The organism is Sphingomonas sp. M1A8_2b (assembly GCF_053345535.1).
In genome coordinates this window covers 446,105-471,835 of sequence record NZ_JBKFAH010000001.1, presented here as the reverse complement: position 1 = coordinate 471,835, position 25,731 = coordinate 446,105, and the positions used below count along the sequence as shown (strand labels likewise).

The window sequence follows — 25,731 nt, the reverse complement described above, 5'->3', positions numbered from 1 at the left end:
AGCATCAAAACGGGCTGACGACGGAGAAGAAGCGGCCGAGCCACCCCTGGCGGCCGGCACGGGCGACGTCGCCCTTGCCGGTGTACGAAATCTGCGCGTCGGCCACGCGGGTCGACAGCACGCGGTTATTCGCGTCGACGTCGGCGGTGCGGACGAGCCCCTTGATCTTCAGGAACTCGTCGCCGCGGTTGAGCGTGACGCGCTTCTGGCCCTGCACCAGCATGGTCCCGTTCGGATAGACCTGCGCGACCGTCACGCTGACCTCGCCCGACAGCGAGTTCGCCTGGTCGGCGGCGCCGGTGCCGTTGAACGTGCGTCCGCCACTGATCGATGCGTCGGTCTTGTTGAACAGGTTCAGCGCGCCGGTGGTCGGCGGCGTGATGCTGGCGCCGCCGTTGCTGTCGAGCTTCGACCCCGACGACTTCGACGCGGCGGTCCGCTCGACCAGAACGATCGTCAGCGGATCGCCGACTTTCCGCGCACGCCAGCCTTCGTACAGCGCGGCATAGCCGTCCTGCGCCTGGAAGATCGAACCGGTTGCAACGACCGGCACCGGCACCACCGGCAAGGGCCGCGCGACCGAGAAATCCTCGGGCGGCGCCTTCTTGCCGAAGATGCCGGCATCGGCCGCGGACGACGCGAACCCGGCGAGCGCGATCGCGGTCATCACGACGACGGAATGGGAAGCGGTGCGGGTCATGATCAGATGTTCTGGTTGACGTATTTGAGCATGTCGTCGGTCGCCGAGATCATCTTCGAATTGACCTCGTACGCGCGTTGCGTCTCGATCATGTCGACGAGTTCCTCGACGACGTTGACGTTCGACGCCTCGAGCATGCCCTGCTTGATGTTGCCGCGACCGTCCTGCCCGGCGACGCCGACATTGGCCGCGCCGCTCGCCGCGGTCTCGACCAGGTAATTGTCACCGGTCGCCTGGAGCCCGGCGCCGTTGGGGAAGTTCGCCACCTGGATCTGGCCGAGCTGCGTCGCTTCGGTCTGGCCGGGAACGGTCGCCGACACGGTGCCGTCCGACCCGATCGTGATCGCGGTCGTGCCCTGCGGCACGGTGATGCCGGGCTGCACCTGATAGCCCTCGCTGGTGACCAGCAGACCTTCGGCCGAGCGCGAGAAATTGCCCGAACGCGTATAGCCGAGCGTCCCGCCGGGCATCTGCACCTGGAAATAGCCGTCGCCGTCGAGCGCGAGATCGAGGCTGTTGCCGGTGGTCTGCATCGCGCCCTGCGTATCGACGCGCGCGGTGCCCTGGATCTTGACGCCAGTGCCGAGATTGAGCCCGGTCGCGTATTTGGTCTCGGACGTGCTCTGCGCGCCCGGCGTCGTCACGACCTGGTAGGCGAGCGTCTCGAACGCGGCGCGGTCCTTCTTGAAGCCCGTCGTGTTCACGTTGGCGAGATTGTTCGAGATGACGCGCATGCGCATGTCCTGGGCGTCGAGCCCGGTACGCGCGATATGCATGGCTGCGGATGACATTCGTCGGTTCCTTCTAGCTCGGCAGGCGCATCACGGATGCACCGCTTTCATCCATGTCCTTGGCGTTCTTCAACATGTTGGCCTGGACTTCGTAACTGCGCTGGTTCTCGATCATGTCGACCAGCGCCTGCGTCATGTTGACGTTCGATCCTTCGATCGCGCCGCCCTGCACCTTCGCATCGAGATCCTCGGGCAGCGTCCCCCCGCCCTTGACGCGCAACAGGTTGTCGAGACCCTTGACCGTCTCCGACCCCTTGGTGTCGGCGAGCTTGAGCTTGTCGATCACCTGCGGGTTCTTCGCGTCGCCACCCTGCGGCACGATCGAGATCGTCCCGTCGCCCGCAATCGACAGCGACTGATAGGGCGGCAGCGTGATCGGCCCCCCCGAGCCGATCACCGGATGCCCGTCGCCGGTCTGGAGCACACCCGATGGCGCGACCTCCAGGTCCCCCCGCCGCGTGTATGCCTCGGAGCCGTCCGACGCCTGCACCGCCAGCCACGCGGTGGTGCCGGTGATCGCGACGTCGAGCGGACGCCCGGTCAGCTGGATCGCGCCCGGCGACCGATCCGCGTCGGTGATCTCTTCCGAGGCCGGCGCGCGCGCTTCCAGCGTGGTGCCGTCGCCTTTCAGGTTCATCCGGTCGAACACCACGCGATCGGCGCGAAATCCGGTCGTCGACGCGTTCGCCATGTTGTTGGCGATCGCCGCCTGCGCCGCCATGTGCGCACGCAGGCCCGACGCCGCGGTGTAGACCAGCTTGTCCATTCAGGGTCCCCTGCGCGCTTTTTCGGTCAGCTGCGGATGTTGAAGATGGTCTGCGAAATCTGGCTGGCGGTATCCAGAGCCTTCGAATTCGCCTGGAAATTGCGCTGTGCCGCGATCAAATTGACCAGTTCCTCGGTGATGTCGACGTTCGACCGCTCGATCATCCCCGAGGTCAGGTTGCCAAGGCCGCGCTGCCCCGCCGAGCCCGCGATCGGGCTGCCCGAGACGCCGGTCGACGCCCAGCCGCTGTCGCCGAGCTGGCGCAGACCCGACGGGTTCGAGAAGTTGACGAGCGCCACCTGGCCCAGCGCCTTGACGTCGCCGTTCGAGAAGCTCGCCTTGACGATCCCGGCATCGTCGACGGTCACGCCCTGCAGCTGGCCGACCGCGAGGCCGTCCTGCGACTGCGATGCGACCTTGAACGACGCCGCCGTCTGCGTGCTCGCGGTCAGGTCGAGGCTGATCGCCTGCGCGGACCCGCTGGCCGGCGTGAACGCGTCGAACGTGGTCTTCGTGGTCGGGGCGGTCAGCTGCCCGGTGCTGCCGAACTGCAATTTCACGCTGTCGGCAGTCCCGACGGCCATCGGCTGATCGCCGACGAAGCTGTAGACCGACCATGTCGACGACAGGTCGGCGGCGGCACCCGGGCTGGTTGCGACCGGGGCCGTATCGCGGACGTAATAGCTCGTCATCGCCATCGGATTGCCCTGCGAGTCGTACACCGAGGTCGTCGTCGCCTGGTTGTACGACGACACGTCGAGCCGGTTGAAGGTCGCGGTGGCGGGCTTTGCGGTATTGGCGTTCAGGTTGACGCCCAGCGACACGTCCTGAGTCGCCTTCAGCGTGCCACTCGTCGCGGGCAGCGTCAGGTTCTGCAGCGTGTTCATGCTGGCCTGGATCACGTTGCCCGACCCGTCGACCGGATAGACCTGGAGGAAGTTGCCGTTCGCATCGGTCACGTTGTTGTTGGCGTCGACCAGGAACGAGCCGTTGCGCGTATAGTTGACCGTCGCCGAGCTCGGATCGGGCTTGACCGCGAAGAAGCCGTCGCCCGAGACGGCGAGATCGAGCGCGCTCGCCGACTGGAGCAGGTTGCCCTGCCCGAACTGCTGGCGGTTACCCTTGACCATGACGCCCGAACCGACCTGCTGCGACGGGGCGACCGACACGCTGGAGGCGATCACGTCGGCGAAATCGGTGCGGCTCTTCTTGAAGCCGTTGGTCGAGACGTTGGCGAGGTTGTGCGAGATCGTCGCCATTTCGGCCTGCGAAGCCTGGAGACCGGAGAGCGAGGTATAGAAAGACATGCGGTGAACTCCTTGAAATTAGGGGGGTGCGGGTCAGCCGATCTGGCGGACGGCGCTGGCCGGCACTTCGCCGATGCCGGGGAGAGTGAGGATGGCGGAACCGGTGGTGGTCGAGACCGACTGGACGGGCGCCCAGACCAGGCTGGTCGCGCCGACCGCAGCGCCGCCGCTCTGCGCCGCGACGCTGATCGTGAAGGGGCCATTGCCGGCATCGGCGCCGGACGAATCCTTGCCGTCCCAGTCATAGCCGACCGTGCCCTTGGCCTGCGGCCCCAGCGCCATCGTCTTGAGCGCGACGCCGCTCGCATCGCTGATCGTCACGTTGACGCCCGAAGCCGCGGCGGCCAGCTCGACCGACCCTGCGATCCCGCCACCGGTCCGGCCGTATGCGGTCGTGCCGGCGGTCAGCACGGTCTTGCCGACATAACCCATCGCTTCGCTGGTGCTGGTGACGCCGAGCTTGTCGGCGATCGCCTTCATCGTCGAATTCATCTCGGAGATGCCCGAGGTGGTCGAGATCTGCGCCATCTGCGCGACCATCTGGGTGTTGTCGACCGGGTTGAACGGGTCCTGGTTCTGCATCTGCGCGGTCATCAGCTTCAGAAAGTCGGACTGGTCGAGGTTCGACGAGCCCGATGCGGTCGTCGCCTTGGTGGCGGCCGTCGAGGTGCGCGCGATGCCGAGGCTGTTCAGCGTGGTATCGAAGGAGGTTGCCATGATCAGCGGCCTAGCTTGAGGGTATCGATGATGAGCGACTTTGCCGTGTTCATCACTTCGACGTTGTTCTGGTAGCTGCGCGCGGTTTCCATCATGTCGACCATCTCGCGGGTTTCATCGACCGACGCCTCGAAGATGTTGCCATCCTTGTCGGCCATCGGATTGTCGGGATCGTAGCGTTTGGTCGGCGCCTCGCCGGCGGTGACGACACGCTCGACGTCGACCGTCGACATGCCGCTCGCCGCATCGAAGCTGGTGCGGAACACCGGCCGCATCGACTTGTACGCGGTCTCGGCCGATCCGGTCGTGCCGCCGGCGTTGGCGAGATTGGACGCGGTGGTGTTCATGCGGACGAGCTGCGCGGACATCGCGCGGCCGGCCACCTGGAAGATCGTCATGGGCTGGTTGGACACGTCTTATTCCCCCTTCAGCGCGCGAGTGATCGTGCTGATCCGCCCGTTCAGGAACGACAGCGTCGTCTGGTACTGGACGGCATTCTCGGCGAACGCGGTCTGCTCGTGGCTCAGCTCGACGGTGTTGCCATCGAGCGAGGTCTGCGTCGCGACGCGGTATTTGGTCGCGGCACTGGTGCTTCCGTCGTTCTCGACCGACGCAAGCGCCGCGTTGAAATCGATGTCGCGCGCCTTGAAGCCCGGCGTCGACGCGTTGGCGATGTTCGACGCCAGCACGCCCATGCGCTGCGAGCGCACCTCGAGTGCCGCCCCGTGAACTCCGAAAAGCGTGTCGCCTGACACAGACCCGTCTCCTGGCGCACCAATTGCGCAACGGGACATAAGCAATGGTCGTGCCAGTTTTGGCGGTGGGGGTGGAGGATGCCGGTTTGCCGGTCGACGGCAGGCGGGCGGCAAGCCATCCGGCAACCGTTTGCCGGTGCGGCAGTGGCGGGCGGCAACCCGGTTGCCGGTTCGCGGCTCACCTAGCTTATGAAGGGGTTAGAGAACGTCCGGCGGCACGGCAGCCAGCCACGCAGCCCACCCACCACGAGCCCCTCCCTTCACGAGGAAGGGGAGAAGGCTTCAGCGAACGTCTCGCTCAACCCCATGTGCTCCCGCGACGGCGGGGACCCAAACTCCCGCCGTCGCGGGAGAACAAGGAGCGGAGTGCGCCGCTTGGCCATGTCCACCACCCCGGCGAAGGCCGGGGCCCAATTGGAGAGGTCGCAGTAACGAAGCGCGCCCTCACTGAGCGACGTCCCCCAATTGGGCCCCGGCCTTCGCCGGGGTGGTAGTCGGGGTGCTGAATGGCCTTCTTCCCCCCTCCCTCGTGAAGGGAGGGGCCGGGGGTGGGTGGCCCGCTTGGCAGGCACCGCAGCTCGCAACGACCTCGTCCAGCTCATCCCTTCGCAACGAGCGCAGCCACTACACCCTCGCCCCCAAACTGGCCCGCACCTTGCATAGATCGCGCGTATGATCACCCCTGACCTCCTGTTCGATCCCGTCGCGCTCGCCATCGTCGGCGGCGGCACCGCGCTCGCCGTCGTCCTTCGCACGCCGGCGCGCGACCTCGGCCGCGCGCTCGCAGCGGTGACCATCCTCGGTCGCGGCCGGTTCGATGCAGAGCCGCTGCTCCAGCAGATCACTGCGCTGTCGCGGATCGCCAAGCGCCACGGCGTGATGGCGCTCGATCGCTCGGTCATCACCGATCCCGACGTCGCCGCCGGCATCGCCGCGATCGTCGACGGCGGCACGGCCACTGCAGTCGCGACGCTCGTCCAGCATCGTCGTCGCGCGCGGATCGAGCGCCACGTCGCCGCCGCTGACGTCTGGGCCGGCGCTGCCGAGGCCGCGCCGGCGATGGGCATGGTCGGCACGCTGATCGGCCTCGCGCAGATGTTCGCGACGATGAACAACCCCGACGCGATCGGCGGCGCGATGGCGGTCGCGCTGCTCGCGACGCTCTATGGTGCGCTGCTCGCCAACCTGGTGTTCATGCCGATCGCCAACCGACTCCGCGCGCAGGGCCGCACCGAAGCGTTCGAACGCGCGCGGATCGAGGCGCCGCTGGTAGCGCTCGCCGAGCGCGAAACGCCACGCGGCTATGTCGCACCGAGCCCGCTGCCGACCTTGGTCCCGGCGGTCTCGGCGGCATGACCACGAGCGACTATCCCGAGACGCCACCCGGCAAACCGCTCTGGCTGATGACGCTCGCCGATCTCGCGCTCCTGCTCGTCGGCTTCCTCGTGCTCGTCCAGGCGACCCAGCATCTTGGTGCACGCGAACTCGCCAAGGGCATCCGCAAGGGGTTCGGCGCGAGCGTTGCCGAACCGACGCCGATGCCGGTCGCCGCTGCCGGCATGCTCGATTTCGCGCCCGGCTCGGCGATCATGCCGACCAGCCCCGGTGCGCTTGTCGCCTGGGCGCGCGAGGCAGGGCGCGATCCGCGCATGATGTTGACCGTCACCGGCTCGACCGACGGCACCGCAGGAGATGTCGACCCCGCCACCCGCAGCGCGGCGATCCTCGCCGCCGACCGCGCGCGCACCGTCGCCGCCGCGCTCTCGGCGGTCGCGCCGTCGCGCGTGACGATCGTCACCACGACCAAACCCGGCCGCCGCGCCGCCATCGTCTCGCTCGCCTTCGTCGGCGAGCCGCAGAAGACCGCTCCCATGAGGACCATGCCATGATTCTTCCCCTCCTGCTGGTCGCCGCGAGCTTCCAGGACACCACCACGCTAGACGCCTCGGTCGCGGCATTCACTGGCCGCCCGACCGGCGCGGAGGGTGGCGCGCGCACGCCGGTCGACGCACGGCTGCGGCTTGCGGCCTGCCCGACGGTGTCGCTGTCATGGCGTTCCGAACAGCATGACGCGGTCGTCGTCTCGTGCGCCGGGCCGGCGTGGCGGATCTTCGTGCCGGTGATCCGGCCGGCGAGTGCGCCCGCCGCCGTCGCCGCGTCGTTCGTCCCCATCGCCAAGGTCCCGCCGGTCATCAAGCGCGGCGATCCGATCGTGATAGAGGCCGGCACGGAGGGATTTTCGATCAGCCGCGAGGGCGTCGCGATGGGCGATGCAGCCCCCGGCGGCCGGTTCATGGTCAAGGTCGACGACACCCGCACGCCGGTTCAGGCGATCGCCGTGGAAGCCGGCCGCGCGACTCTACCCGGCTGGTCGAACTGAAAAAGTGATCGAATAGTAAATTTCGCACATATTTATTTCGCTAAAGCTTTCGAGCAGCCGGCCGTTTCTCCTGATGTCAGCGCAAACCAAAGGATGCGGACATGGTGGACTCGATCGGCACGACGCCGTCAGTAGCAGGGGATCGTTCCGTCGCGCGCGTCGCCGCCGCGACGCCGACGATGGCCGTTCAGACCCCGGTCCAGCCCTCGCCGCAAGCTGCGGCACAGGCGCAGAACCCGGTCGTATCGGACTCGATCGCACTCGCCAAGACGATGGCGTCGTCGCCACCAGTCAACGCGACGCGCGTCGCCGAGATCAAGAAGGCGATCGCCGCCGGCAATTTCCCGATCCTTCCCGCGACCATTGCCGATCGGCTGATGGCGCTCAGCCTGGCCTGGAATTCCAATGACAAGGCGTGATGCCCTGATCCGCGTGATCGATGCGCTGCATGCCGAGATCTCGGCGCTGAAGTCGAACGACGTCGCCAGCCTGGAGCGCGCGACCGCCGACAAGCTCGCCGGGATCGAACAGATCGCAACGCTCGGCACCGGGCCGGCAGGCCCCGAGATCCGCGAGCTGGCCGACGAGGCCAACCGTCTCAACGAGACGTGCCGGATCTACACCAATTTGATGGCGGCAAATGTCCGCCGCCGCCTGCAAACCCTGACCGGCGACGGTGCCGTTGCCGGCTATCGGCCGGGACTTAGGGCGGCGTACGCGTAACCTCCCGTCATGCCGGGCTTGTTCCGGCATCCACCGGTCCGCATACCCCATACCCTGAGAGAGCGTGGCACCGTGGACCCCGGAACCAGTCCGGGGTGACGAAGAAAGAGAAACTGGCACGCCCCTTGCTGAGTATCCCCTGAACCAGGGGCACCGCACACGGGCATGACCGTCAATCCTATCACTACCGGCCGGATCCAGTCCGCGATCGCGCTTGCGAGCAGCAAGACGGGCGTGGATTTCGACTATCTGCTGGGCCAGGCGAAGCTCGAGAGCGGGCTCAACGCCAATGCCAAGGCCGGCACGTCGAGCGCCTCGGGCCTCTACCAGTTCATCGAACAGAGCTGGCTCTCCGTCGTCAAGAAGCACGGCGCCGAGCACGGCATGGCCTGGGCCGCGAACAGCATCGGCCAGTCGTCGAGCGGCCGCCTCTCGGTCGGCGATGCCGGCACCAAGGCGGCGATCCTCGCGCTGCGCAACGATCCCAATGCCGCCTCGCTGATGGCCGCCGAATACGCCTCGGACAACAAGGCCTCGCTCGAAGGCACGCTCAACCGTCCGGCGTCGGGCACCGATCTCTACATGGCGCATTTCATGGGTCTCGGCGGCGCGACCAAGTTCCTGAAAACCATGCAGGCCAACCCGCAGGCGAGCGGCGCCGCACTCTTCCCCGCCGCGGCACGCGCGAACCACAACGTCTTCTACGATTCGAACAACCAGCCGCGCACGCTGTCGGCGATCTATAACCGCTTCGCCGACAAGCTCGGCGGTGCCGCCGCCGGTGCAAGCGCGACCGCTTCATCTGCCAACTTCGCTTCGCAGGCGCTCGACATGGACGGCAGCACCGTCGTCACCGGGACCAACGAAAGCGCCGACGACGCGCTCGCCTGGGCGACCACCGCGATGGGCAGGTTCACCGGCAAGACGACGCAGGCCGCGGTAAACGTCCTGCGCCCGACGCCCGACACCGCGCGCCTCGCCTACATGATGCTCGCACGGCTCGGCGGCTAAGCGATGAACCGCCTTCTCTCCAACGCCCGCGCGTCCGTCCTGCCGCTCGCGATCCTGCTGCTCGTGCTCGTCATGGTCGTGCCGATCCCGGCGTTCATGCTCGACATCTTCTTCGTGGCGAACATCGCGATCAGCCTGGCCGTGCTGATGGTCGCCTTGAACGCACAGAAGCCGCTTGATTTCTCCGCCTTCCCGACCGTCCTCCTGTTCGCGACCCTCTTCCGTCTCGGCCTAAACGTCGCCTCCACGCGCATCGTGCTGGTCCACGGCCACGAGGGCGAAAGCGCCGCGGGCCACGTCATCGAGGCGTTCGGGACGTTCCTGATCGGCGGCGATTACGTCGTCGGCATCTTCGTGTTCGCGATCCTGATGATCATCAACATGATCGTCGTGACCAAGGGCGCCGGCCGCGTGTCCGAAGTCAGCGCGCGTTTCACGCTCGACGCGCTGCCCGGCAAGCAGATGGCGATCGACGCCGACTTGAACGCCGGCCTGATCACCCCTGACGAGGCGAAAGCGCGCCGCGTCGAAGTCTCGACCGAGGCCGATTTCTACGGCTCGATGGACGGCTCGTCGAAGTTCGTGAAGGGCGATGCGGTCGCCGCCATGCTGATCCTCGCCGCCAACATCATCGGCGGCCTGATCCTCGGCCCCGTCAGCCACGGCATGACGATCGCCGACGCCGCGCACAATTACATCCTGCTCGCGATCGGCGACGCGCTCGTCGCGCAGCTGCCGAGCCTGATGCTGTCGATCGCCGCCGCCTCGATCGTCACGCGCGTCACCTCGGACAAGGATCTCGCCGGCCAGATCGGCGGCCAGTTCGGTAGCCCACGCACCTGGACGCCCGTCGCCGTCATCCTCGCGCTGCTCGGCATCCTGCCCGGCATGCCGCACATGGTGATCCTGCCGGCAGCCGCGATCGCCGGGTTCGCCGCGTGGAAGCTCCGCCAGATCGAGCGTCGCCCTGCCCCCGTCGTGGTCGTCCCCGTCGAGACGATCGACCAGTCGAAGATCGGCTGGGAGGAAGTCACTGACGGGATGCAGGTCAATCTCGACATCGGCTACGGCCTCGTGCCGCTCGCCGACGAGCGGCGCGGGTCGCCGCTGATGGGGCGCATCACCGGCGTTCGCCGTCAGCTGTCGAAGGAACTCGGCTTCGTCGTGCCGCAGGTCCGCGTCCGCGACGACATCAACTTGGCCCCGTACGTCTACCGCATCCTCGTCAACGGCGTCGTCGTCGGCGAGGACACCGTGTCGCCCGACGAGATGCTCGCGCTCGACACGGGCCAGGCGTTCGGCGACCTGTTCGGCAAGAAGGTCAAGGACCCCACGTTCGGGCTCGACGCGACCTGGGTCGACGCGAGCGACGCCGATGCGGCGACCGGCGCGGGTTATCTCGTGGTCGATCCCGGCACCGTGATGGCGACGCATCTCAACCACCTGCTAGGCCAGAACGCGTCCGAGCTGCTCGGCCAGGACGAAGTGCAGGCGCTGCTTGATGGCTTGAAGGAGCGCGCCGCGCAGCTGGTCGCAGCCCTCGCACCGCTGCCGATCACGACGCTGACGCAGGTCCTGAAAGGCCTGCTCGCGGAGAACGTCCCGCTCAAGGAATTCCGTCGCATCGCCGGCGCGATCGCGGTCGCGGCGCAGCGCACGCAGGACGCCGAGGAGATCATCGAGACGATCCGCCCCGAGCTCGGCGCGCTCATCATCCAGAAACTGTGCGGCGTGCGCGAACCGCTGCGCGTCATGACGTTGGAGGGTCAATTGGAAGGTCTGCTCGGCCAGGCGATGCGCGCCGATCAATCGCGCCGCCACGTCATCGAACCCGATCTCGGCCGCCGCATCGTCGAGGCGCTGCAACGCGCAGCCGAACCGCTGATCGCCGAGGCGAAACCGTTCGCGCTGGTCGTCCAGCCGGCCATCCGCATCGCGATCCGCAAGCTGGTGCGGACGTGCCTGCCCGACACGCCGGTCATGTCGTTCTTCGAAGTGCCCGAGGAGAAGGCGGTCGAAGTCGTCGCAGTCATCGGTGCCTCGCAACAGGCGCTCGCAGCATGAGCGCCCTCCCGATGCGCGGCGCGTTCGCCGATGCGCAGCCCTATACAGGCCAGCCGCTCACCTACCGCCCGCACCAACGCCCCGGCGGCGACGCGGACCAGCTCGTCAAACAGCATCTGCCGCTCGTCCGCCGGATCGCGTGGCACGTGCATGGCAGCATGAGCAGCAGCGTCGAGGTCGAGGATTTGATCCAGGTCGGCCTGGTCGCGCTGGTCGAGGCCGCGGCGAATTTCGACGAACGCGGCATGCCGTTCAAGACCTACCTGATCACCCGCCTGCGCGGCAGCATGATCGACGAGCTCCGCCGCCAGGCGACGTCGACGCGCGGCGCGATGCGTCGCCGCCGCCAGTACGCAGAGGCGATCTCGACGCTCACCGCCCGTACGGGGAAAGCCCCAGGAGAAGACATGATCGCAGAGCATATCGGCGTGACGATCGAAAAACTCCGCACCGACTACGTCACCGCCGACTCGATCCGCTTCGACTCGATCGACGAGATGTATGCGGACGACCTCCCCTGGTTCGCCGACGACACGCCGGATGCGTTCGAGCAACTCGCGGACAGCGACATGCGCGAGGCCCTGATCAAGGCGATCACCGCGCTGCCCGAACGCGAGGCACAAGTGATCCAGCTCTATTATGTCGAGGAACTCAACCTCGAGGAGATCGGCGAAGTCTTCGGCGTCGGCTCCGCGCGCGTCTGCCAGATCAAGGCGTCCGCGCATGCGAAACTGAAAAAGGCGCTCGCCCGCCAGATCGCCTGAACCCTGTTGCTGCAGCGCGCGAAAGAGTAATCGGCGCGGATGACGTTGGACGAACTCGGACCGCGCATCTGCATCATCGGGCCGTCCAACAGCGGCAAGTCCACGCTGGCGGACGCCATATCGAAAGCGCGGGGGCTTACCGCGATCCACCTCGACCAGCTTCACCATCTGCCGCATACCGACTGGATCCCGCGGCCCGCAGACGAATTCGCAGTGTTGCACGATGCTGCTATCCTGGGCGCACGCTGGGTGATCGACGGCAATTATTCGCGGCTTCTCCCGTATCGGCTGGAGCGCGCCACCGGGGTCATCCTGCTCGACGTTCCCACTGCGGTCAGCCTCTACCGCTATCTGAAACGCTGCTGGTTCGATCATGATCGCCGCGGCGCGCTCGAAGGCGGTCGCGACACCGTGAAATGGGCGATGATCCACCACATCACCACCGCCACCCGAGCCAACCGCGCCCGCTATGCTCGGATGTTCGAGGAGATACGCCTGCCGAAAGTGGCGCTCAAGTCGACCGGCGCGCTTGCGGCCTTCTACCGGTCGAACGATTTGCGCCGCTGAAAGCCGATCCGGACCCCGTATCCTGCGGGGTCCGGATCATTTTCGGTCAGCTATGGAGCGACCGGCGGAACGTCTCGGGGAGGAACACGAGACCCACCAGCGCCGTCACCGCGCAGGCGAGGATCGGGTACCACAGCCCGTAGTAGATATCCCCAGTCGCCGCGACCATCGCGAACGCCGCGGTGGGGAGGAACCCGCCGAACCAGCCATTGCCGATATGATAGGGCAGCGACATCGAGGTGTAGCGGATCCGCGTCGGGAACAGCTCGACCAGCAACGCGGCGATCGGGCCGTAGACCATCGTCACGTACAGCACGAGCAGGACGAGGATCGCGACGACCATCGGCTTGTTGATCTGTGCCGGGTCCGCCTTTTCGGGGTAGCCGACCGCAGTCAGTGCGGTCTTCACCTCGGCACCGAACGCCTTGATCGCGGCGGCCTTCTCGGGCCCCGATACGACTGCCGGATTGACGACCGGGATGGTCGCGCCGCCGATATGGATCTGCGCGACGGTGCCAGCGGGTGCGATCACGTTCGCGTAGGAGATGCCGGCCTTCGCCAGATACGCCTTGGCGATGTCGCACGAGCTGCTGTCGAACTTGTTCTTGCCGACCGGATCGAACTGCACCGAACACTCGTCGGGATTGGCGACGACGGTTACCGGCGAATTGGCCTGCGCGGCATAGAGCGCCGGGTTGGCGGCCTTCGACAGTGCATGGAACAGCGGCATGTACGTCAGTGCCGCGAGTGCGCAGCCGGTCAGGATGATGTACTTCCGCCCGATCTTGTCCGACAGCCAGCCGAAGAAGATGAACGCCGGCGTTGCGATCAACAGCGCGATCGCGATCAGGATGTTGGTGGTCGGGCCGTCGACGCGCAAATTCTTCTCGAGGAAGAACAACGCGTAGAACTGGCTGGTGTAGAACACGACGCCCTGCCCGACGACCGCACCGAACAGTGCGATCAGCACGACCTTCAAATTGCTCCACTGCCCGAACGCCTCGGTCAGCGGCGCCTTCGAGGTCTTGCCCTCGTCCTTCATCTTCTGGAACACCGGGCTCTCTTCGAGCTGCATGCGGATCCAGAGTGAAACGGCCAGCAGCGCGATCGAGACGATGAACGGGATACGCCAGCCCCATGCCGCAAACGCCTCTTCACCGACAAGCGTACGCACGCCGATGACGATCAACAGCGCCGCGAACAGCCCGAGCGAGGCGGTGGTCTGGATGAAGCTGGTGAACAGCCCACGCTTCTTGTCGGGCGCGTGCTCCGCGACATAGGTCGCAGCACCGCCATATTCGCCGCCGAGCGCGAGGCCCTGCAACAGGCGCAAAACCACCAGCGCGATCGGCGCGGCGACGCCGACCGAGGCGTAGCTCGGGAGCAGGCCGACCAGGAAGGTCGACAGGCCCATGATCGCCATCGTGACGAGGAACGTGTTCTTGCGCCCGACGACATCGCCGATCCGCCCGAACACCAGCGCGCCGAACGGCCGCACGGCGAAACCCGCCGCGAACGCCGCGAGTGCGAAAATGAACCCGGTGGTTTCGTTGACGCCCGAGAAGAACTGCGCGGTGATGATCGTCGCGAGCAGACCGTACAGGTAGAAATCATACCATTCGAACACCGCGCCCAGCGAGGATGCGATGATGATCAGCGGCTGGCTCTGCTTCACATGCCCGAGGGGCGAAGCATCCCCTGTTGTCGTCGCCATGGCGGTATCCTCTCAGATGGGTTGGATGGGGATTCTGCAGCGTTGAGCAGTCAGAACCCGTATTTGAATGCGAATTCGAGGCGGTCGAGCGCGCCGGTGTCGCCCGAGACGAGTTCGCGGACGGCGTGGCGGTACTCCACGCCGATGTCGAAGCCCTTGCCCGGCGACCAGAACAGGTTGCCTGCGCCGCCATAGGACTTGGCGTTGGCCAGCCCCGTGACGATCACGCCCGCCGGATAATTGGCCGACTGGTAGCTGCCCATGAGCGTCGAGTGGATCGCATCGGTCCAGCCGATCCGCAGCGCCGCGAAGCCCGCGAAATTGTCGATCCGCTCGAGCTGGGTCGCGGCACCGCCGTAGATCGCGTCGGGGACGTATCCCAGTCCCAGGTACCGGCCGATGCCCTGCCCGTAAGTCGCCATGAAGCGAAGGTCGTGACGCTTGCCGATCGGAATCTTGCCGGACCCGGAAACGCCCCAGCCGAAGGCGGTATCGCCGCTGCCCAGCGTATCGGTGCGCAACTCGCGCGCGAGGCCGGCGAGCGCGAAATCGCCGAATTTCGGCTTCCAGTTCACCCGTGCCACCACGTCGGGCAGGCGGTCGTCATCCGTGTCGACCAGCGCCGCGTTGGCCGGCAATGCCGTTTCCGTTTCGGGGTTCTCGGCCGCGATCTGCAACGTCAGCCCGGAGCGCAACGGGATGGTGTAGCGGACCTGGGCCTGGCGGTTGAACACGGTACCATCCAGCGGCCCGACGAAATCCGTCGTCTCCGGCAGCACCGCGATGTTCTGGAAGGTCGACCATTCCTGCCCGACCAGCAAATTGCCATATTCGATGAAGCCGCGACGGAAGGTGGGCGTGTAGGGATTGGTCGCACGCTGCGCGCCGACCGGCGCCGTCGCGAGCGCGAAATCGAACTCCACCAGCGTCTTGATGTCGGTGCCGTTCATCGGGGTCGACGTGCTGAACTGCAGGCGGGTCTGGCGCGCGGAGAGCAACAGATCCTGTGTCGAGAACCCGCCGCCGACCGGAATCTGCTGCGGCAGGAAGAACTCCTTGCCCAGCCCCCCGACCGCGGCCTCGCCATCGCTGTAGCGGCTGGCAATGACGTTGAGGCGAACGAAGCCGCCCAGCTTGACCGTCGTGTTGCCGACGCGAAAACCGTCGGTCGGTGCCGAATTCGTCGCGACAGGCTTGGCCTGGGCCACGTTGGTCGCGCCGGACGATCGGCCTGGCGACTCGGATGCCACGCTCATGGGGGTCGTGCTCGTGGAAGTCGCGCTCATGGTAGTCGGGGCGATCGGCGCCGCGGCCGTCGCCCGGGCCGCGTTCAGCTCGCCGCGCAGATCCTGCACCGCGGCTTCGAGCGCCTTCAACCGTGTCTCGAGCTCGATTTCGCGCGCGGTCTGCGCCTGCGCCATACCCGGTACCAGCGCAGTGCCCGCCAGCAATGCCGTCAAGGCTAGCCTCGTCTTGAATGCCATCGGTGTCATCCCCGTCTCCGCGCCCTCCCACTGGTCTTACGCGTGGGATGAGCCTCGCGATCATGGCGCATTGCGTCCCCCCGTCCATCCCTTACTTTGGTTAGGGATGATCGCCCGCAAGCGACCGCGTACAGCGCGGCAAAAGGAGAGCCAGATGACCGAGGCCAGCTATCCCGTCCCCGCGGAATGGGCGAAGGACGCCCTGATCGACGCCGCCGCCTATGACCGGATGTATGCCGAGGCGGCGACCGATCCCGACGCGTTCTGGGCGAAGGAGGCCAAGCGCCTCGACTGGATCGTGCCGCCGACCAAGATCAAGGACACGTCGTTCGACGAGAGCGACTTCCACATCCGCTGGTTCGAGGACGGCCAGCTCAACGTCGCCGCGAACTGCGTCGATCGCCACGCCGACGCCCGCCCCGACGCGACCGCGATCCTGTGGGAAGGCGACGACCCCGCCGACGACCGCAAGATCAGCTATGCCGAACTGCGCGACGAGGTGTCGAAGCTCGGCAACGCGCTGAAGGCCAAGGGCGTCAGGAAGGGCGATCGCGTCACCATCTATCTGCCGATGATTCCCGAGGCGGCGTTCGCGATGCTCGCCTGCGCGCGGATCGGCGCGATCCATTCGGTGGTGTTCGGCGGCTTCTCGCCCGAAAGCCTGTGCAACCGCATCCACGACTGCGACAGCCGCATCGTCATCACCGCCGACGAGGGTTTGCGCGGCGGCAAGACGGTACCCTTGAAGGCGAACGTCGACGCCGCGCTCGACCACGGCGATCTTGGCGTCGAGACCGTCATCGTCGTCCGTCGCACCGGCGGCAAGGTCACGATGACCGAGGGCCGCGACTGCTGGTATGCGGACTGCGTCGAGGGCCAGTCGACCGACTGCGCACCCGAGCCGATGAACGCCGAGGCCCCGCTGTTCATCCTCTACACCAGCGGCTCGACCGGCCAGCCCAAGGGCGTGCTCCACTCGACCGGCGGCTATCTGGTCTGGGCGTCGATGACGCATGAATACGTCTTCAACTACCGCCCGGGCGAGATCTTCTGGTGCGCCGCCGACGTCGGCTGGGTCACCGGTCACACCTATTCGCTGTACGGCGCACTCGCGAACGGTGCGACGACGGTGATGTTCGAGGGCGTGCCCAACTATCCCGATCACAGCCGCTTCTGGCAGATCGTCGACAAATATCAGGTCAACATCCTCTACACCGCACCGACAGCACTCCGGTCGCTGATGCGCGAGGGTGACGACTGGGTGACGCGCACCAGCCGCAAGTCGCTGCGCCTGCTCGGCTCGGTCGGCGAACCGATCAATCCGGAAGCGTGGAACTGGTATCACAATGTCGTCGGCGACGGCCGCTGCCCGATCGTCGATACCTGGTGGCAGACCGAAACGGGGGGCCACATGATCTCGCCACTGCCCGGGGCCACTGCGCTCAAGCCCGGGAGCGCGACCAAGCCGCTGTTCGGCGTGCTGCCCGAACTGGTCGATGCGGACGGCAAGGTGCTCGACGGCGCGGTAGAGGGCAACCTCGTCATCGCCGATAGCTGGCCCGGCCAGATGCGCACCGTGTGGAACGATCACGAGCGCTTCTTCCAGACGTATTTCTCGACCTATCCCGGCAAGTATTTCACCGGCGACGGCTGCCGCCGCGACGAAGACGGCTATTACTGGATCACCGGCCGCGTCGACGACGTCATCAACGTCAGCGGCCACCGCATGGGCACCGCCGAAGTCGAGAGCGCGCTGGTCGCGCATTCGAAGGTCGCCGAAGCCGCGGTCGTCGGCATGCCGCACGACGTGAAGGGCCAGGGCATCTACGCCTACGTCACCTTGAACGCGAACGCCGAGCCGAGCGAGGAGCTGCGCAAGGAACTGGTCCAGTGGGTCCGCCGCGAGATCGGGCCGATCGCAACCCCCGACATCCTCCAGTTCGCGCCGGCCCTGCCCAAGACGCGCTCGGGGAAGATCATGCGCCGCATCCTGCGCAAGATCGCGGAGAACCAGCTCGACCAGCTCGGCGACACCTCGACGCTTGCCGATCCCGCGGTGGTCGACGCGCTGATCGCCGGCCGCGAGGAGGCTATCCCCGTACCGGCATGACGCGCACGATCCTCATCGCCGACGATCACCCGCTGTTCCGCCAGGCGCTCAAACTGGCGGTCAGCCGCGCCGCGCCCGATGCGGTGGTGATCGAGGCCGGGCAGCTCTGCGAGGCGGTCGACGCGGTGCGGGGGGCGGAACGGCTCGACCTGATCCTGCTTGACCTGCGCATGCCGGGCTCGGAAGGTTTTGCGGGCGTGGCACTGCTCCACGCCGAACGCCCCGACACGCCGATCATGGTGATCTCCTCGGCTGACGAGGCTGAGGCGGCACCCCGCGCGAGGGCGTATGGTGCGATCGGCTTCGTCTCCAAGACCGCCGACCTGACTACCCTCGAAACCACCGTAAGCCGAGCCCTCGCCGGCGAACGCGACGCACCGATCGAAGGCGCCTCCGTCGATGACATGGCGACGCGTGTCGCGAGCCTCACCCCAACCGAACTGAAAGTCCTGCTCGGTGTCCTGGCCGGCCGCCTCAACAAGCAGGTCGCGTTCGACCTCGGCATCTCCGAAGGCACGGTGAAGGGTCACATGACCGCGATCCTGCGCAAGCTAGGCGTCCAGAACCGCACGCAAGCCGTCCTCGCGGCGCGGGCAATGGACATCCACTTCGCCGACTAGTCTCGCATCAGCTGCCAACGTCATCCTGACGAAAGTCAGGACCCAGAGCCACGAACGACGTGGGTGGTATCCTGGGTCCTGACTTTCGTCAGGATGACGGGGTGTGTCCGTGTTCCACCTAACCCAAGAGGGGGAGAACCGAGGAGGCTCAATTGCCCCGCGCCGCGGCCGCAGACGCATCCTCGATAAACCGCCACAAATCCGCTGGCACCACCGGCTTCGTCAGTACGACAAGCCCCCCACACCGCGGATCCTCCACGACCGCGCGATCCGCGGTCACCAGCGCAATCGCCGGCGCCGGCACGATCGCCCGCAACCGCGCGACGACGTCCAGCCCATCCTCGACCTCGTCCAGATGGAAGTCGACCAGCGCCACGTCCGGCTCCTCGTCCGCCGCCAGCTCCATCGCCTCGGCGATCGTCGCCGCCAGCAACGGCACGCACCGCCGCGCGCGCAACGCCGCATCGAGCGCCGCCAGGATCGTCGCATCATTATCGAGACACAGCACCCGCAACCCCGGCACCAGCGCACGGCTGGCCAGAGGCGTAGGCAACACAACATCCAGCCCGGCAGGCGCGAGCGGCACGCGCACCGCAAACGTCGTCCCCCGCCCGGGTGCCGAGCGCAACTCGACCGGCGCGCCGAGCAGCCGCGCGGTCCGCCGGACGATCGCCAGCCCTAGCCCGACGCCGCCGCCCGCACTCCCCTTGCTTTCGAGCCGCTCGAACTCCTCGAAGATCCGCTCGCGGTCCGCCTCGGCGATCCCCGGCCCCGCATCGCGCACCTCGATCGACACGTCGCCGCTCCGCCGCCGCGCGCCGATCCAGATCCGCCCATCCGCCGAATAGCGCACCGCATTCGACAGGAAATTCTGCAATATCGAGCGCAGCAACGAGCGATCCGTCGCCACGCTGAACGATCCGGCATGCGCCGCCAGCACCAGCCCGCGTTCGGCCGCCAACGGCCGGAACTGCACGACCAGCTCCTCGATCAGCGCGCCTAGCGCAAACCGCTCGACCTTCGGCACCACGCCCCCCGCATCGAGCCGCGACACGTCGAGCAGCGCGCGCAGCAACGTGTCCGCCGAGCCGATCGCGCCATCGATCGCGCGCACCAGCTCGGCCTGATGCGGCGCCCTATCGTCATCGAGGCCCTCGTCGAGCGCCGCGCAGAACAGCCGTGCGGCGTGCAGCGGCTGCAACAGGTCATGGCTCGCCGCCGCCAGGAACCGCGTCTTGTCGCGGGTCGCGGTCTCCGCCACCGCGCGCGCCTCGTCGAGCATCGCGTTCGATTGCGCCAGATCCTGGGTCCGCGCCGCGACCCGCGCCTCGAGATCGGCCTGCGCCTCCTTCTCCGCGGTGATGTCGGTGAAGCTCTGGACGTACCCGCCGCCCGGCATCGGTCGCCCGACCGCCTTGATCCACCGACCCGACGGCCGTTGCCGCTCGAAACTATGCGGCGTGCCGCGCGACAAATGCCCCATGCGGCGCGCGACATGCGCGTCGATATCGCCGGTGCCACGGCCGTCGCGCTCGGCATTGTAGCGGATCAGGTCGGCGATCGACCGGCCGACGACGACATATCCCTCCGGATAGTCGAACATCTCGACATAGCGCGGATTCCACGCGACCAGCCGCAAATTGGCGTCGATCACGCTGACGCCCGGGTCTATCGTCTCCAGCGTCGCGGACAACAAGGTACGCGAGAAGCGCAGCGATCGGCCGCGCTGGTCGAGCAGGCCGACCACGTCGCTGACATCCATCGCCGACCCCGCGATGCTCGACGCGACGATTTTCCGCGCCGACGATGCACCGATCACGCCCGCGATCAAGCGCTCGGCAGAGCGCGCTGCGGGGCCGTCGATCGGCGCGTCCGGACTGCGCCACGCCCCCTCCAGCGCCTCGGGGGACTCGGCATCGCCGACGAACCGCGCGACCAGCATCTGCAACTCGCCGATCGTCGCGACGTGATCGAGCGCACGATGCCCGCGATAGCGTTTCATCGCATACGGCCCCGCCATCAGCGCGATGTTCACCGCGAGGCTCGACACCGTGCCGTTGACCAGCGGCGATCCGATCCGCCAGCCGAGCAACGCGTCGGGATCGAGCCAGCCATAGGTCGCATGCGCCATCGCCGGCCCGACGCCATCGGCGAACGACGGCAACAACAGGCAATAGAGCCAGACGACGACACCGCCGAGCAGTCCGCGTCGCGCCGCGTCATGGTCGGCGAACCCCCAGCCTACCGTCGCGATCAGCGCGGGCGCGAATTGCGCGACGCCGGCAAAGGCGATCAGGCCGATCGACGCGAGCGACAGGTCCTGGTCCACGTTTCGCCCGTACACCAACGCGGCGGCGATGATCGCGACGATGATGATCCGCCGCACCAGCAACAACCGACGACCGAGATCGCCCTCGCGCCCGTCCGCCGGTCGCCGCAACAGCGCAGGCGCGAGCAGGTCGTTGGTCGCCATCGTCGACAGCGCGATCGTCTCGACCACCACCATCGCGGTCGCCGCGGAAAACCCGCCGAGAAAGGCGAGCAGCGCGACGAGCTGATGCCCCTGGCTCAGAGGCACGCTCAGGACGTACAGATCGGGCAGCGCCGAGGTCGGCAGGATCGTCATGCCCGCCAGCGCCAACGGCAGGACCAGCAGCGAGATCACGGCCAGATAGGCGATGAACGGCCAGCGTGCGTGCGCGACCGCGTCGGGGCCATCCGCCTCGACCACGCCGACGTAGAATTGTCGCGGCAGGCACACGATCGCCAGCGCCGACAGCAAGGTCCGGACCCAGAAGTCCGAGGTCAGCGCGTGCCAGGTAAACCCGTCGGCGAGCTTTTCGAGCGACGGCGCCAGTGCCGACGTCTCCACGGTCGTCAGCAGGTAGATCGTGAAGCCGCTCAGCACCACGAAACACAGCAGCTTGATCAGCGATTCCGCAGCGATCGCGGCGACCACGCCGGGATTGCGTCGCGCGACCTCGAACCGCCTGGTGCCGAACAGAATGGCGAACCCCGCGAGCAGCAGCGCGACGAACGGCCCGACCAGCGACGAATTCTCATACCCCGCAATCGCGCCGAAACTCAGCGTCACCGATCGCAGCTGGAGCGCAATATAGGGGATCGACGCCAGCAGCGCGGTGCCGGCGACGATCGCCGCGGTACCGCGACTGCGCCCGTACCGCGCCGAAATGAAGTCTGCGATCGAACTCGATCCTTCGTCGCGGGCGAGCTTCACCAATCGCGTCAGGAACGTCGGCGCCAGCAGGAACACGAGCGCAGGACCGAGATAGATCGCCAGATAATCCCAGCCGCGCGTCGCCGCGGTGCCGACGCCGCCGAAGAACGTCCAGCTGCTGCAATAGACCGCGAGCGACAGCGGATAGGCGATCCGCCCGAGCCGCGGCGACAAGCCTCGCCGATCGACCACCCAGGCGATGCCGAACAACACCGCGCAATAGGCGATGATGGCAAAGATCACATGTGGCCCGCTGATGGCCCGGCTCCCGGTCTGATCGAAACTGTGTACGGTTCAGCGTACGCGTTCGCCCCGCGCTTGCAATGCGACGCGGTCAGGCAGGCGTCGCACCCGGTCGGCGATAGTATGCTGGCGGTATCATGGCCGTCGAATAGGACGATATCGCCCGCCATCCCAATTGTTCGTACAGCCCGCGCCCCGCGTCGGTCGCGACCAGCAATTCGGGTGAGCGCGAATATTGCCGTTCGCCCTGCAGCGCCGCCATGACCGCGCGACCAAGTCCCTTCCGACGATGCGCCGGCGACGTGACGATCCTGTCGTAGACGAAGGCGCCGGGTGTTTCGCCCGCATAACCGCTCGCCGCCAGTGTGCCATCCTCGGCGCATATCCGCACTTCGACCACCGCACCGATGCGGCCGACTTGGGTCGCGTAGCCCGGAACCCGGACGGTCTCGAATCGCGCACCGCTGCCCTGCATGAAGACATTGCGGTCCTCGATTTGCCAGCCACCGGGCAGGACCGAGCGCAGCGCGTCGGCGTCGTCACACAGCTTCAGGAAGCGGCGTGGTTCGCTGATCGAGCGGGCCAGCGCCTCTAGTCCGGTTCCCATCGTCGGAAAGACCCAGCGGCAGATTTCGGCCTCGGTCCCGGTATCGACGCGAAAGCCGCCATGATCCGCGACCGGCTGCGGCACGCCGCGCGCCAGCGACCGGCCCGACAGCCACGCGTAGAGAAGGTCGGGATCGACGCCGGTGGTGCTCATCGTCGCTCGCGCTGGAACGGGGGCTGCCAGTATCGAAGACGCCCGGTCGCCTGACAATCATGTAGTCACCGCACCTGAGCGCACACGACGCAAAAACCCCGGCGACCGAAGCCACCGGGGTTCTGCCCGTCCGCGTCGGCGAACGGATCCGAATGGCACCGGCACCCTTTGGGGGGGGCGGTGCCGATGCTCTGCTCGGATTACTGAAGCAGCTTCAGGACGCTCTGCTGGCTCTGGTTGGCCTGGCTCAGCATCGCGGTCGATGCCTGGCTCAGGATCTGTGCCTTGGCGAGGGCGGTCGTCTCCGACGAGAAGTCGGTGTCTTCGATCCGGCTCTTGGCGTCCGACAGGTTGGTCGAGTTCGAGGTCAGGTTGTTGACCGCCGACTGCAGCTGGTTCTGGGCCGCACCGAGGTTCGCACGACGGTTCGAGACGTTCGAGATCGCCGTGTCGTAGTCGGACAGCGTGCCGGCCGAACCGGTTGCGGTGACGACCGTGCCGAGGCCCGTGCCCGCAGCCTTGAGGTCGCCGCCGAGCGCGAGATCGATCGCGTCGGTCGAGTTCGCACCGGCCTGGATCTTCACCGTGCCGCCGGTACCGGCCGAACCGTCGAACAGCGCCACGCCGTTGAACTTGGTGTTCGTCAGGACGTTGGTGATCTGGGTCGACAGCGCGTCCTGCTCGGCCTTGATGTTCAGGATGTCGCTGGCCGAATACGTGCCGTTGCCCTTCTGGACTTCGAGTTCACGCATACGCTGCAGGTTGTTGGTGACCTCGTCGAGCGCGCCTTCGGCGGTCTGCGCCATCGAGATGCCGTCGTTGGCGTTGCGGATGCCCTGGTTCATGCCCTTGATCTGCGACGTCATCGACGTCTTGATCGCCATGCCGGCTGCGTTGTCCTTGGCCGAGTTGATGCTCTTGCCGGTCGACAGCCGCTCCATCGAAGTCGACAGCGCCATGCTGGCTGCGTTCGAGGCGTTTGCGGCGCGCATGGCCGAGATGTTGGTACCGATGACAGTCATTGCGAAATCTCCGTAAATGTTCCGACGATCCGCGCTGCCCCCATGGCGAAGTCCCGTGCCGTCGAGATGAGTAACGGCCGGGTCCGCGCGGGCTTTAGGAAAAAAATCGCCCCGCCGAACCGCCGTTCAAACGGTCCCCTCCGCGTGCGCAGGCACGCCTCTACGTGTGCGCAGGCAGGGTCGCGCGCGCGGATGCGCGCCTGTGTGTCCCCGCGACCGCGCCCGGAATATATCTGCCGGCAAGCGGCAGCGTTTAACCACAAGTTTACCACCAATGCCGCATTCCCCGAATCGTCCAGGGGGAACACCATGCGTTCGATTTTTCCATCAGCCGCAGTCACTTCGCGAAAATACGCGCTCGTCTCGTCGCTGCGCGCTCAGGGCTTCGGCGTGGGCTCGTTCGAAACCGGCCAGCCCGGCCCGAACGACCTGTTTCTGGTGGCCGATGGCGAGGGCATAACCGCCCCCGCGCGCACCGTGGTGATCGGCTGCGAGGGTCGTCAGGTGACCCCGTCGCGCGACGGCATGGCGGCGCGGATCAGCTTCACCGCCGACGATGCCGCGGTCGGCAACGGCTTCGCGCGTGCCCTCATCGGCGGCCCCGAGATGCCGACCGCCGCGGACCCCGAATCACTCGCGCTGCTCGCCTTGGCGGAACGCGTCGCGGCCGCCGACATCACGGTTTTGATCAACGGTCCGACCGGCACCGGCAAGGAAGTCCTCGCCCGCGCCATCCACAACGGCTCGGCGCGGAAAGACAAGCCGTTCATCGCGATCAATTGTGCCGCGCTCCCCGAATCGATGCTCGAGGCGCTGCTGTTCGGGCACCAGAAGGGTGCGTTCACGGGCGCATCGTCGGGCGGCGACGGGTTCTTCCGCGCAGCAAATGGCGGCACCATCTTGTTGGACGAAATCGCCGAGATGCCGCTCCAGTTGCAGGCCAAGCTCCTCCGCGTGTTGCAGGAGCGCGAGGTCGTGCCGCTGGGCGCCTCGGTGCCGCAGCCGATCGACGTCCGCGTCATCGCCTGCGCCAACCGCGACCTCCACGCCGAAGTCGCTGCCGGCCGGTTCCGCGCCGATCTCTATTACCGCCTCGCCGTCTTCCCACTTTCGACCAAGCCGCTCGCGCAGCGCCCGCAGGATATTCCGGCGCTCGCCGCGACATTGATCCTGCGCCATGCCGGCAACCGCAGCATCGTGCCGTGGCCGAGCCACGCCGCGATCGACCAGCTGATGGCGCATGATTGGCCGGGTAACGTCCGCGAGCTCGAGAACGTGATCCAGCGCGCGCTGCTGTTCTGCGGAGGCGACACGATCGAGGCGACCCATATCGTGTTCGATCGCCCGGTGTCGCTGACCTTTCAGCGCAGCGCGCCCGTGGCATCGATCGTCCCGGTCGCAGCCGCTGCACCGGCCGAGCCCGAGACGCTGGGCAACATCGTCCAGATGAGCGAGTTCGCCGCGATCCGCGAGACGCTGAAGGCGTGCAACGGCAGCCGCATCGAGACCGCCAAGCGTCTCGGCATTTCCGAACGCACGCTGCGCTACCGCCTCGCCAAGGCGCGCGAGCAGGGCGACGACATCGGCAGCGCACAGAATTGGGGCAACGCTAACTGGGCCGCCTCGGCGTGAGCGGCGTCTCCGGAATCGGTGGCGGCGGCGCGATGAGCGTCGACCGCGTGATGGCGCTGCGCTCGCAGATCCTCGAACGCAACCAGGCGCTCTCGCGCGCCGGCGCCACCGGCAATGCCGCGCCGACCGAAGCGGCCAAGCCGGCCAGCTTCATCGACACGATGGAAACCGCGCTGAAAAGCGTCAACGAAGGCCAGACCCAGGCCGCCAAGATCAGCGAAAGCTACGAGCGCGGCGAGACGGTCGACATCGCCAAGGTCATGCTCGCCCGCCAGCAGGCCAGCGTCGGGTTCGAGGCGACGTTGCAGGTCCGCAACAAGCTGCTGTCCGCCTACAAGGATATCATGAGCATGCCGGTCTGAC

Annotated in this window: 25 protein-coding genes; 13 read left to right on the top strand and 12 right to left on the bottom strand. The window is 67.0% G+C overall.

Going from position 1 to position 25,731, the window contains the following annotated elements; genetic code table 11:
* Positions 1-4 precede the first annotated feature (4 nt).
* The 7 genes from ACLBWL_RS02365 to ACLBWL_RS02335 are packed head-to-tail and all read right to left on the bottom strand — an operon-like array spanning position 5 to position 4,976.
* Entirely contained in the window at positions 5-700 is a 696-nt protein-coding gene (locus ACLBWL_RS02365; protein WP_447789893.1) for a flagellar basal body L-ring protein FlgH, read from the bottom strand.
* 2 nt (positions 701-702) lie between these two features.
* Positions 703-1,491, bottom strand: a complete 789-nt coding sequence (gene flgG, locus ACLBWL_RS02360) for a flagellar basal-body rod protein FlgG (protein ID WP_056054219.1) — start codon at positions 1,489-1,491, stop codon at positions 703-705.
* Between the two features lie 13 nt (positions 1,492-1,504).
* The gene (flgF, locus tag ACLBWL_RS02355) at positions 1,505-2,257 is read right to left on the bottom strand and encodes a flagellar basal-body rod protein FlgF (protein WP_447789891.1); all 753 of its coding nucleotides are present in this window, start codon (positions 2,255-2,257) and stop codon (positions 1,505-1,507) included.
* Between the two features lie 26 nt (positions 2,258-2,283).
* Complete coding sequence (locus tag ACLBWL_RS02350) at positions 2,284-3,564, bottom strand: flagellar hook protein FlgE (RefSeq protein WP_447789889.1); 1,281 nt, start codon at positions 3,562-3,564, stop codon at positions 2,284-2,286.
* Positions 3,565-3,597: 33 nt separating this feature from the next.
* Entirely contained in the window at positions 3,598-4,281 is a 684-nt protein-coding gene (locus ACLBWL_RS02345; RefSeq protein ID WP_447789888.1) for a flagellar hook assembly protein FlgD, read from the bottom strand.
* A 2-nt stretch (positions 4,282-4,283) separates the two neighbouring features.
* Positions 4,284-4,679, bottom strand: a complete 396-nt coding sequence (flgC, locus tag ACLBWL_RS02340) for a flagellar basal body rod protein FlgC (protein ID WP_447791953.1) — start codon at positions 4,677-4,679, stop codon at positions 4,284-4,286.
* A gap of 18 nt (positions 4,680-4,697) precedes the next feature.
* Positions 4,698-4,976, bottom strand: coding sequence for a flagellar basal body rod protein FlgB (locus ACLBWL_RS02335; protein ID WP_060526221.1), 279 nt, complete (start codon positions 4,974-4,976; stop codon positions 4,698-4,700).
* A 732-nt stretch (positions 4,977-5,708) separates the two neighbouring features.
* On the opposite strand from ACLBWL_RS02335, the gene ACLBWL_RS02330 reads away from it, so the two are divergent.
* The 9 genes from ACLBWL_RS02330 (at position 5,709) to ACLBWL_RS02290 (ending at position 12,545) form a co-directional block, all read left to right on the top strand.
* Positions 5,709-6,392 (top strand): motility protein A, encoded by a 684-nt coding sequence (locus tag ACLBWL_RS02330; protein ID WP_447789886.1) that lies wholly within the window; start codon positions 5,709-5,711, stop codon positions 6,390-6,392.
* Positions 6,389-6,925: a hypothetical protein gene (locus tag ACLBWL_RS02325; protein ID WP_447789884.1), complete on the top strand. Its 537-nt coding sequence runs from the start codon at positions 6,389-6,391 to the stop codon at positions 6,923-6,925. The genes ACLBWL_RS02330 and ACLBWL_RS02325 overlap by 4 nt, the downstream gene beginning before the upstream one ends.
* Positions 6,922-7,416 (top strand): flagella basal body P-ring formation protein FlgA, encoded by a 495-nt coding sequence (locus tag ACLBWL_RS02320; RefSeq protein ID WP_447789882.1) that lies wholly within the window; start codon positions 6,922-6,924, stop codon positions 7,414-7,416. Before ACLBWL_RS02325 ends, ACLBWL_RS02320 begins: the two co-directional genes overlap by 4 nt.
* 101 nt (positions 7,417-7,517) lie before the next feature.
* Entirely contained in the window at positions 7,518-7,835 is a 318-nt protein-coding gene (gene flgM / locus ACLBWL_RS02315) for a flagellar biosynthesis anti-sigma factor FlgM (RefSeq protein ID WP_447789880.1), read from the top strand.
* Complete coding sequence (locus tag ACLBWL_RS02310) at positions 7,822-8,139, top strand: flagellar protein FlgN (protein WP_447789878.1); 318 nt, start codon at positions 7,822-7,824, stop codon at positions 8,137-8,139. The genes flgM and ACLBWL_RS02310 overlap by 14 nt, the downstream gene beginning before the upstream one ends.
* A 165-nt stretch (positions 8,140-8,304) precedes the next feature.
* Positions 8,305-9,150, top strand: coding sequence for a lytic transglycosylase domain-containing protein (locus ACLBWL_RS02305; protein WP_447789876.1), 846 nt, complete (start codon positions 8,305-8,307; stop codon positions 9,148-9,150).
* A 3-nt stretch (positions 9,151-9,153) separates the two neighbouring features.
* Positions 9,154-11,214 (top strand): flagellar biosynthesis protein FlhA, encoded by a 2,061-nt coding sequence (gene flhA, locus ACLBWL_RS02300; protein WP_447789874.1) that lies wholly within the window; start codon positions 9,154-9,156, stop codon positions 11,212-11,214.
* Entirely contained in the window at positions 11,211-11,978 is a 768-nt protein-coding gene (locus tag ACLBWL_RS02295; protein WP_060526215.1) for a FliA/WhiG family RNA polymerase sigma factor, read from the top strand. The genes flhA and ACLBWL_RS02295 overlap by 4 nt, the downstream gene beginning before the upstream one ends.
* Before the next feature lie 39 nt (positions 11,979-12,017).
* A complete protein-coding gene (locus ACLBWL_RS02290) occupies positions 12,018-12,545 on the top strand; it encodes an AAA family ATPase (protein ID WP_447789872.1) in 528 nt (175 codons plus the stop codon).
* Between the two features lie 46 nt (positions 12,546-12,591).
* Here the strand turns inward: ACLBWL_RS02290 and ACLBWL_RS02285 are convergent, their stop codons facing one another.
* Positions 12,592-14,259 (bottom strand): MFS transporter, encoded by a 1,668-nt coding sequence (locus tag ACLBWL_RS02285; RefSeq protein ID WP_447789870.1) that lies wholly within the window; start codon positions 14,257-14,259, stop codon positions 12,592-12,594.
* A 50-nt stretch (positions 14,260-14,309) separates the two neighbouring features.
* The gene (locus tag ACLBWL_RS02280; RefSeq protein WP_447789868.1) at positions 14,310-15,743 is read right to left on the bottom strand and encodes a DcaP family trimeric outer membrane transporter; all 1,434 of its coding nucleotides are present in this window, start codon (positions 15,741-15,743) and stop codon (positions 14,310-14,312) included.
* A 154-nt stretch (positions 15,744-15,897) separates the two neighbouring features.
* Here ACLBWL_RS02280 and acs point away from each other — a divergent pair, with 154 nt between their 5' ends.
* Positions 15,898-17,853, top strand: coding sequence for an acetate--CoA ligase (acs, locus tag ACLBWL_RS02275; protein WP_447789866.1), 1,956 nt, complete (start codon positions 15,898-15,900; stop codon positions 17,851-17,853).
* A complete protein-coding gene (locus ACLBWL_RS02270; protein ID WP_447789864.1) occupies positions 17,850-18,473 on the top strand; it encodes a response regulator transcription factor in 624 nt (207 codons plus the stop codon). The genes acs and ACLBWL_RS02270 overlap by 4 nt, the downstream gene beginning before the upstream one ends.
* Before the next feature lie 148 nt (positions 18,474-18,621).
* On the opposite strand, the gene ACLBWL_RS02265 is transcribed toward ACLBWL_RS02270, so the two are convergent.
* The 3 genes from ACLBWL_RS02265 to ACLBWL_RS02255 form a co-directional block, all read right to left on the bottom strand.
* The gene (locus ACLBWL_RS02265; RefSeq protein ID WP_447789862.1) at positions 18,622-21,954 is read right to left on the bottom strand and encodes a hybrid sensor histidine kinase/response regulator; all 3,333 of its coding nucleotides are present in this window, start codon (positions 21,952-21,954) and stop codon (positions 18,622-18,624) included.
* 91 nt (positions 21,955-22,045) lie between these two features.
* Complete coding sequence (locus ACLBWL_RS02260; protein WP_447789860.1) at positions 22,046-22,714, bottom strand: GNAT family N-acetyltransferase; 669 nt, start codon at positions 22,712-22,714, stop codon at positions 22,046-22,048.
* Between the two features lie 200 nt (positions 22,715-22,914).
* A complete protein-coding gene (locus ACLBWL_RS02255; RefSeq protein ID WP_056054167.1) occupies positions 22,915-23,736 on the bottom strand; it encodes a flagellin N-terminal helical domain-containing protein in 822 nt (273 codons plus the stop codon).
* A 309-nt stretch (positions 23,737-24,045) separates the two neighbouring features.
* Between ACLBWL_RS02255 and ACLBWL_RS02250 the strand changes: the two genes are divergently transcribed.
* Together ACLBWL_RS02250 and fliE are read left to right on the top strand one after the other, a co-directional pair.
* A complete protein-coding gene (locus ACLBWL_RS02250; RefSeq protein ID WP_447789858.1) occupies positions 24,046-25,368 on the top strand; it encodes a sigma-54 interaction domain-containing protein in 1,323 nt (440 codons plus the stop codon).
* 32 nt (positions 25,369-25,400) lie between these two features.
* Complete coding sequence (gene fliE / locus ACLBWL_RS02245) at positions 25,401-25,730, top strand: flagellar hook-basal body complex protein FliE (protein ID WP_447791950.1); 330 nt, start codon at positions 25,401-25,403, stop codon at positions 25,728-25,730.
* Position 25,731: the final 1 nt, after the last annotated feature.